Here is a 7,030-nt window from a genome sequence, read left to right as displayed (position 1 = left end):
CCTTCCTCTTGACCGTCACACGATGGCTCGCCTCGTTGCTATAGCCCTGCAGGTCAGATCACCCATCCAGGAGTTACACCACTCCAAGGGACATGACCAGATTGCACGGTCTGGTTGTTCCCCCAGGCTGCCATGCGGATGACGTGGAGGGACGCAACTTCGTGAAACATTCTTGATCTCCAGGCACCGCTGACGCGAGGCTTGACGCGCTGTCGCGTAACTCTTGGACAGGGAGTCAACAAGTTGTGTATCACGCTCAGGGGTAATGAGTCGGAGTCAATGCTGAACGATTCGGTCACCGTTTATCAGACTGATTTTCGTCTCAAACAGTCGAAGCGATATCGACCTGTGCCGCGCGGCTTTCGACTCGGCATGGAGTCTCGTGGTGCCGCACCGCGACTACAATCCCATTTGAGTTGATACGTGTCAGATCAGGTCCGTCATGCGAAGACGGCCTTCGGATCCCGCCTGCGTGAGATCCGCAAGGACGCCATGCTCTCGGGGCGGGAGCTCGCAGCCGCAACCGGGATGCACTTCACCAAGGTGTCCCGGTTGGAGCATGGAAAGCAGAACCCCTCCGAACGGGATGTCAAGCTTTGGTGCTCGGCCTGCGGCGCTGAGGATCAGATCCCGGAGTTGCTGGCGACCTTGCGAGGCATCGACGGGATGTGGGTCGAGTGGCAGCAGCACCTCAAAGGCGGTCTCAAGTATCTGCAACAGACGTTTGACCGGTTTCACGAGGGGGCGAGCGTGGTTCGCTCCTACGAGTCGATCGTGGTTCCCGGCATCCTGCAAACCGCTGCGTACAGTCGCGCGGTGCTACGGATCGCGAACGATTTCTATGGTGCTGACGGGCGGATTGACGATGCCGTTGATGTCCGATTGCACCGGCAGCGGTTCCTTCACGAAGGGAAACAGCGCTTCCTCTTCGTGGTCGAGTACTGGGCTCTCCAGGCTCGGTTCGGCGACGTGGACGTGATGCGTGAGCAGTTGGAACGGTTGCTCGCGGTCACGACCTTCCCTCAGGTGTCATTCGGGGTGATCCCGCCGGATGCCGTGCGCAGGATGTGGCCTGGTGAGGGAACCTGGATCTTCGACGACAAGGTGGCAGTTGTCGAGACGACGACGGCCGAGATGCAGGTAACACAGCCCAGAGAGATCGTGCTGTTCCTACGCGCGTTCGGCCGCCTCCAAGATCATGCGGTGTACGGTGCCGAGGCTCGATCGCTGATCGAGAGAGCCATCCGCGAACTCGACTGATCCCCCACTCTGGGGAGGACGCAGCGGGGTCCCGGCCGTGGAAGACGGCCGGGACACCGCTGCGTGTCTGGTCAGAGGTAGTGCGTGCGGGTGGCGTCGATGAAGGCGCGCCACTCGGCTCGATCGAACATGAGCGGCGACTGCTCCAGGGTCTTGGAGTCACGAACCGCGTGCAGGGTGGGAGTGTCCGCGACCTCCGCACACGCCTGTGCGTTGGCGCTGTAGGTGGACTTGCGAAACTCCAGGTCGAACATCGGTATCACTTGTGTCCTTCTACGTGTAGACATCACGCATCACCTGCTCGATGAACTCCACCGAGGGGCCGGGGAGCAGAGCCGAGCCCTGTAGGTGCCCGTATACGTCATTGTGCCTCTCGATTTGGTGGGGTTCCTCCAGGAACTGGCTGGTCGTGACCGACTCGGTAAACGCCAGCGTCTGGTCCAGAGGATCTTCGAAGTCGAGCAGGATGAAGGATCCGAGCATCGCGGCGTGGGCTCCTGCGGTGAAGGGAAGCACGCGAAGGTCGATGTTGTGCCTGGTGGCCGAGTTGATGAGGTGCTGAAGTTGCTCACGCATGACATCAGGACCTCCGACGACGCGTCGTAGGGCTCCCTCGTCGAGGATCGCGTACAGCTTGGCTGGGTGCACGCCTTCCAGGATCCTCTGGCGTTCCAGTCTGGCTTGTACGTGACGCTCGAGACGTTGGCAGGATGCGCCGCGCCTCCGCGAAAGATGGCAGCCGCGTAGTCGGGGGTTTGAAGAAGGCCGGTGATGACCTGCGCTTCGAAGGTTCGGATGGTCGATGCCTCAGCCTCGAAGTCGGGCAGTGCTCCGGGACCGAAGACGTCACGATAGTCCGACCACCAGCCTCGTTGCCTCGCTTCCTTCGCGAGCTGCATGAGCGCATCTCGGTAGCACCGATCCGCGGCGTTGTAGAGGTCGAGGAGCTTGGCCAGGTCGGGCTGGTTGATGCCCTGATCTGCCCGTTCGATACGGGTGATCTTGGAATGCTGCCAGCCGAGGGTCTTGGCGGCGACTGCGCCGGTCAGCCCCGCCTGCTCGCGGAGCTTGCGGAGTTCAGCGGCGAGTCTGCGACGGCGCACGCTGGGGCTTTGGGTACGGGGTCGGCGCATGGACCGATCGTAACCCTCCAACCCCGGAGAAGTCGCAAGAGTTTGCTCACAATCCCTTGATTAATCGCAGTTTGCGATCCATGATGTCAGTACTCAGATCATTGCTCAGGGTAGTGGCTGGGTGTCTCCTGGTGGGGTGCTTTGAGGAAAGGATGCTCGTCGCCTCATGCGCCTCGCTGACGTGCATCATCGCGAGAATCGAGGTCAGATGACGAACTCCACCCGTCGAAGCAGCGGACACGGTCCCACGAGGTCATTCGAGAGCGGGGCTGAGCGAAGCGGGTGGGAGGTGTTCGGGGAGCGGGTCGCGCGGTTCCGCGCGGAGGCCGGGCTCGCCCACAACGACCTCGCGATGCGGGAGGTCCTCAGCGCCGAGGAACTCCGGGAGATCGAGAGCGGCGCGACGGTCCCGGCCCGCTGCACCGCCGACTACCTCGACCGCAGGTTCGGGGCGAAGGGCCGCCTGACGAACGCCTGGGCCCGCGCCACCATCAGCACCCACCTGGCCGGTGGCGCGTGCCCGTACGAGCTGGACACCAGCGCCCGCACCATCCGTGAGTTCAGCCCCGGCACCATCCCCGTGCCACTCCAGACCCACGACTACGGCACCGCGCTCCGGCGGTTCGCCGGGAACACGGCTCGGCGGGGCGGGTTGTGGAACCGGTCGGGCGGTCTGCGCGTGGTCGTCAACGAGACCGCCGTGCGGACCCTGGTCGGCGGGGCCGAGGTGATGCGGGAACAGCTGCGACGGCTGGTCAACGCGATCCGCGGCAGCGGGCTGCGCTTCCAGGTCATCCCGCACGGCGTGGCCGACCACCCCTGCCCGATGGGTCCGTTCCGGCTCCTGTCGCTGGGACCGGCCTACACCGTCGCCCACGTGGTCGCCCCCTACGGCGACGGGCAGCTCATCTCCGCGCCGAGCGAGATCCAGGCGTTCTCGGATCTCTTCGAGGACCTGTGCGGGGCGGCGCTGTCGGTGGCCGATTCGCTGGCCCTGCTGGCCGACGCCGCCACCGGTGTGGAGCCGACCCCTTCCCCCAAGGCCATCGGCAGCGGGAGCGAGGCGAACCGCGTCGGTGGTCTCAGCACGCTCTCCACGGTCGCGCGCTGACGCGGTCACACGAAAAGGCTCTGGCGGGTGAGTCGAAGCACCCCCAGAGCAGGCCGACCCACCTTCACCCCTGAACACGGAAAGCGAACGCCGACATGCCCATTGTGCTGCACTCGACGCCCTCCGTAACCCCGTGGAGGGCACGGATCTACCCGGGAACCCTCGACCGGATGTCCACGATCCGCGCTGACCTGCGCGCCGACCTCACCGGGTTCGACGAGGAACTGGTCGAGCGCATGACCCTGTGCGCCAGCGAGATCGCCGCCAACGCCATCGAGCACAGCCGCTCCGGAGAGCCGGACGGCCGGGTGCTGCGCGCCCTCTTCCCTCCGAAACCGGGAGTCCTGCGGCTGGTCGTCGTGGACGACGGAGCACGGGAGAGCGAACCCCGGATCCCGAGCCAGCGGACCGAGGCGGAGTGGATGAGCGCCGAACGCGGACGCGGCCTGCTCCTGGTCGACACCCTCGCGCGGGTCTGGGGCACCTATCCGGTGGTTCCGTTCCCCTTCTGCGCCGCCCTGGGCACGGCCGTGTGGGCCGAGTTCTCCGTGGAGACGACGGAGAGCGAGGCGCTTCGATGAGCACGACGACGGTGAATCCGCGCATGCGCGCGGTGCTGGACGCACCGAGGGGCCGCCGCTTCTCCCGCCCCGCCGGAGCGACCCCGCTCACCCGGGAACAGCGGATGCTGGCCCAGATGGAGGGCAGCCCCCGGGTCGCCTACCGGCTCGAACACGGGACCCTGCCCGCGTGGATGCTGGTGGCCGAGGAGAAGCGGAGGAGCCGGGTCGGACCGAGGTCGAGCGCCCCCGTACGGGAACCGAACCCCACGCCTCACGGTGGAGGCCGCCACCGGTCCCGGCGTCGCTGGCGTGGAAGGGGCCTGCTGTTCCGTGCGGCCTCCTACACGGCCGCGCTCGTGGGCGGCACGGTGATCGGCCACCTGGTGACCCTGTTGGCGTGACGTCACGCGCTGTCCGGTCCCACCCACACACCTGAGGTTCTCGTGGGTGGGGCCGGACGTGGTGGAGGCCGTGATCAGGCGGGTGTCCTGCCCGGCCGAATCGCTGGGTCATCAGCTCGGCCATCTCCTCCTCGGAGGTGGACGCCTCGGACCCAGCCGACTCGGCGAGGTCTGCGAGCGCTTCGGGGTCACGGAGGACGCTCAACGCCTCCACCAGTGACTCGTGCCGCACCTCGGGCGCCTGGTCCATGGTTCCCCGTCCCTACCCTTGGGGCTGTGTTCCCTGCCGCTGGACAGTGCTCGTCACGACTGACGGGCCGGGGAAGTCCTCGGGGACGGCGTCCATGAGCAGTTCGTCGACGGGTTGGCCGAGCCAGTACCCGGACTGCCGCAGCCGTCCGGCGTGCTTGAATCCGGCCTTCTCGTAGGCGGTCACGCCCGCCGTGTTGGGCCCCAGCACCTTGAGCCAGACCATGCGCAGTGCGGCCAGGTGGAACGCCCAGTCCAGGGTGAGGCGGGTCGCCTCGGTGGCGTGGCCCTTTCCTCGTTCCTCCGGGGCGAGCACGATGACGAACTCCGCTGTGCGCACGAACGTGTTGACCTGCAATGTCGTCATCCCAACGGCGGTTTTATCCTCCAGTTGGACGACCTCAAACTGCGGGTAGTTGTGGTTGCTCCGTTGACGTTCCCATCCGTTCGCGCGGACTTCCAAGGACTGGGGCATCTGGTTGCCGTACCCCAGAATCGTGCCCGGGTCGTTCTCCCAGGCGTGGTAGGACTCCAACATCTCTCGGCGCGGCAAGGCCAGGGCGAGGTTCTGTCCGGCCAGCAGGATGTGCGGTTCACTCAACGGTGTTCTCCAAGGTCTCGCCCGGCCCCACGGCCGGACCATCAGGTGTGTAGATCGGGGTGTAGGCGTCGATTCCGGGCTCTTCCTCCACCGGGCACCCGTCGGCTTCGATCCAGGCGTGCAGGCGTACCGGGTCGGTCGCGATGCCGTGCCGCCACTCCGCACGTCGGCCCACCATGGCGAGGAGGAGCGCGGCCGTGACGGACTGTTCCAGGCACGCCCACCGGGCCGGGAACAGGGCGGATATCCGCCTGACGGCATGTACCGCCTGCTGGGCTTGTGCGTCCGTCGCGGGTGGGAACCGTCGTCCCACGCACGCGAGTCGTACCATGCGGGCGAACCTTTGAGGGCGGGAACCGCAGAACAGGACGGTGACGGTCACCGCTGCGGCGGGAATCGCCGCCAGGATCCAGCCGCTCCCGACCTTCGATGGAGTGCGCAGAATCGCGTTCATCTCCTCGGTTCCCCAGGAACCGGCGTCGGTCTCATGCCGAACTATGACCAAGGGGTCACGTTTCTCGGGCAGTCTCGTTCGGAGTTCGGTATGACCGGTGCGGTAGTCGATGAGCACGCAGGTATGCCTGGTGAGCACCGCGACTGTGGGCAACGCGGTCATGCCACAACGTCCCGAGATCGAACCCAGCGTGGAGACGGGGAATCACGCAGGGCCAACAGCCAGATCTGGGTGCCGAGGGTGGTCACCAGATGTGCCCATGGCGTCCGGGTGCCCAGGGACGCCGCGTGTACCGCAGCACGAAGCTTGGTGCCGTCGACCAGTCCCATGTCGGTCAGCGGTCCGTCACACAAGTCCAGCACTCGCTTCAAGTTTGTGCGCAGACCTCGGTGGTAGTCGGTGACGAAGGAGCCCTTGGTCGTGCGCTCACGCACCGACTGTGGGAGCAGATCACCAACCGCGTCGATCAGCGCGGGCTTGTACCGCTCCACCGAGAATCGATCGGCAGCGGGCAAGGACACCACCGCGTCCAGCACCGCGCCGTCGAAGTAGGGGTTGTGCTGGACGACTCCTGCGTGGTCGGCCAACTGTATGTCCGAGGCGGCGGCACGCGTCACGCTGTGGATCAGAGTGACCAGCGCGTGATCGGCATCCAGGTATCGGTCACGTGCCATAGGGGCGTCGTGTGACCACGGAGAGGGAGAGGGAGCCGACCGAGCCAGAGCGTTGATGTCCTGCGTGAGTGCGGCTCGTACGAGGGGCCAAGGACTACGGCGGCGGAGTCGCGCCCAGCCGCACGCGTCATACCAGACTCGTGTCCACTGGTGATTTCGTGCCAGCTCCGCCAGGTGCGTGGGAGGCGGAAGGAAGTGGTTGTCACCACCGTCTCCGGTGAGATGGCACACTGCCCCGGACGTGGCGGCATGGCGTAGTTGCCCGGCGAAGGCCGCCCAACTCACAGCAGAGGGCGGCGGCTCATCTGTAGGGAGTAGCGGATCGTCTCCAGGACTGAACGGCAGGTGTCGTTCGGTGATGGAGAAGCGCTCACGGGCGAGGCCCGGGATGTCCAGGGCGCGCACATGGTCCAGGTCACCGCCTCGGGTGACGCCTTCGGGGTGGGCGGTCACCCCGGTCACCGGACCCATCCGGGCCGCGATGGTCGGTCATGTCCCTTGGAGTGGTGTAACTTCACAACCGCACTAACCCCCGGGATGTGACCCGGGACCGATCTCGCTGGGGCCCCTCTGCCGCCCTGGTC

General features: G+C 66.0%; 8 protein-coding genes and 1 pseudogene. 4 read left to right on the top strand and 5 right to left on the bottom strand.

Features of this window, described 5'->3' with window-relative positions; all coding sequences use genetic code 11:
• The first annotated feature begins 423 nt into the window (after positions 1-423).
• On the top strand, positions 424-1,260 hold the full coding sequence (locus BJF83_RS00080) for a helix-turn-helix transcriptional regulator (RefSeq protein ID WP_075924678.1): 837 nt from the start codon (positions 424-426) through the stop codon (positions 1,258-1,260).
• Positions 1,261-1,331: 71 nt separating this feature from the next.
• On the opposite strand, the gene BJF83_RS00075 is transcribed toward BJF83_RS00080, so the two are convergent.
• A complete protein-coding gene (locus BJF83_RS00075; protein ID WP_083678341.1) occupies positions 1,332-1,514 on the bottom strand; it encodes a DUF397 domain-containing protein in 183 nt (60 codons plus the stop codon).
• Positions 1,515-1,533: 19 nt separating this feature from the next.
• Positions 1,534-2,393 (bottom strand): annotated as a pseudogene (locus tag BJF83_RS00070) (helix-turn-helix domain-containing protein).
• A 208-nt stretch (positions 2,394-2,601) separates the two neighbouring features.
• Between BJF83_RS00070 and BJF83_RS00065 the strand changes: the two are divergent.
• From BJF83_RS00065 to BJF83_RS00055, 3 genes are all read left to right on the top strand, one after another.
• The gene (locus BJF83_RS00065; protein ID WP_075924677.1) at positions 2,602-3,504 is read left to right on the top strand and encodes a Scr1 family TA system antitoxin-like transcriptional regulator; all 903 of its coding nucleotides are present in this window, start codon (positions 2,602-2,604) and stop codon (positions 3,502-3,504) included.
• A 95-nt stretch (positions 3,505-3,599) separates the two neighbouring features.
• Complete coding sequence (locus BJF83_RS00060) at positions 3,600-4,085, top strand: ATP-binding protein (RefSeq protein WP_075924676.1); 486 nt, start codon at positions 3,600-3,602, stop codon at positions 4,083-4,085.
• The gene (locus tag BJF83_RS00055) at positions 4,082-4,468 is read left to right on the top strand and encodes a hypothetical protein (RefSeq protein ID WP_143831727.1); all 387 of its coding nucleotides are present in this window, start codon (positions 4,082-4,084) and stop codon (positions 4,466-4,468) included. Before BJF83_RS00060 ends, BJF83_RS00055 begins: the two co-directional genes overlap by 4 nt.
• Positions 4,469-4,730: 262 nt before the next feature.
• Here BJF83_RS00055 and BJF83_RS00050 read toward each other — a convergent pair whose 3' ends face one another.
• The 3 genes from BJF83_RS00050 to BJF83_RS27260 are packed head-to-tail and all read right to left on the bottom strand — an operon-like array spanning position 4,731 to position 6,917.
• Entirely contained in the window at positions 4,731-5,318 is a 588-nt protein-coding gene (locus BJF83_RS00050) for a GNAT family N-acetyltransferase (protein WP_075924675.1), read from the bottom strand.
• The gene (locus BJF83_RS00045) at positions 5,311-5,934 is read right to left on the bottom strand and encodes a lasso peptide biosynthesis B2 protein (protein WP_075924674.1); all 624 of its coding nucleotides are present in this window, start codon (positions 5,932-5,934) and stop codon (positions 5,311-5,313) included. The genes BJF83_RS00050 and BJF83_RS00045 overlap by 8 nt, the downstream gene beginning before the upstream one ends.
• Entirely contained in the window at positions 5,931-6,917 is a 987-nt protein-coding gene (locus tag BJF83_RS27260; RefSeq protein WP_083678336.1) for an albusnodin/ikarugamycin family macrolactam cyclase, read from the bottom strand. Before BJF83_RS27260 ends, BJF83_RS00045 begins: the two co-directional genes overlap by 4 nt.
• Between the last annotated feature and the right edge of the window lie 113 nt (positions 6,918-7,030).

The organism is Nocardiopsis sp. CNR-923 (genome assembly GCF_001942255.1).
In the GTDB taxonomy this organism is placed as follows: Bacteria; Actinomycetota; Actinomycetes; order Streptosporangiales; family Streptosporangiaceae; genus Nocardiopsis.
The sequence above is the reverse complement of the archived record's forward strand: the minus strand, read 5'-3'. Positions and strand labels throughout refer to the sequence as shown.

Excerpts from the sequence above, each read along its gene's own strand:
- BJF83_RS00075 (WP_083678341.1), bottom strand. The coding sequence starts at position 1,514 with ATGTTCGACCTGGAGTTTCGCAAGTCCACCTACAGCGCCAACGCACAG.
- BJF83_RS00065 (WP_075924677.1), top strand. The coding sequence starts at position 2,602 with ATGACGAACTCCACCCGTCGAAGCAGCGGACACGGTCCCACGAGGTCA.
- BJF83_RS00060 (WP_075924676.1), top strand. The coding sequence starts at position 3,600 with ATGCCCATTGTGCTGCACTCGACGCCCTCCGTAACCCCGTGGAGGGCA.
- BJF83_RS00055 (WP_143831727.1), top strand. The coding sequence starts at position 4,082 with ATGAGCACGACGACGGTGAATCCGCGCATGCGCGCGGTGCTGGACGCA.
- BJF83_RS00045 (WP_075924674.1), bottom strand. The coding sequence starts at position 5,934 with ATGACCGCGTTGCCCACAGTCGCGGTGCTCACCAGGCATACCTGCGTG.
- BJF83_RS27260 (WP_083678336.1), bottom strand. The coding sequence starts at position 6,917 with ATGGGTCCGGTGACCGGGGTGACCGCCCACCCCGAAGGCGTCACCCGA.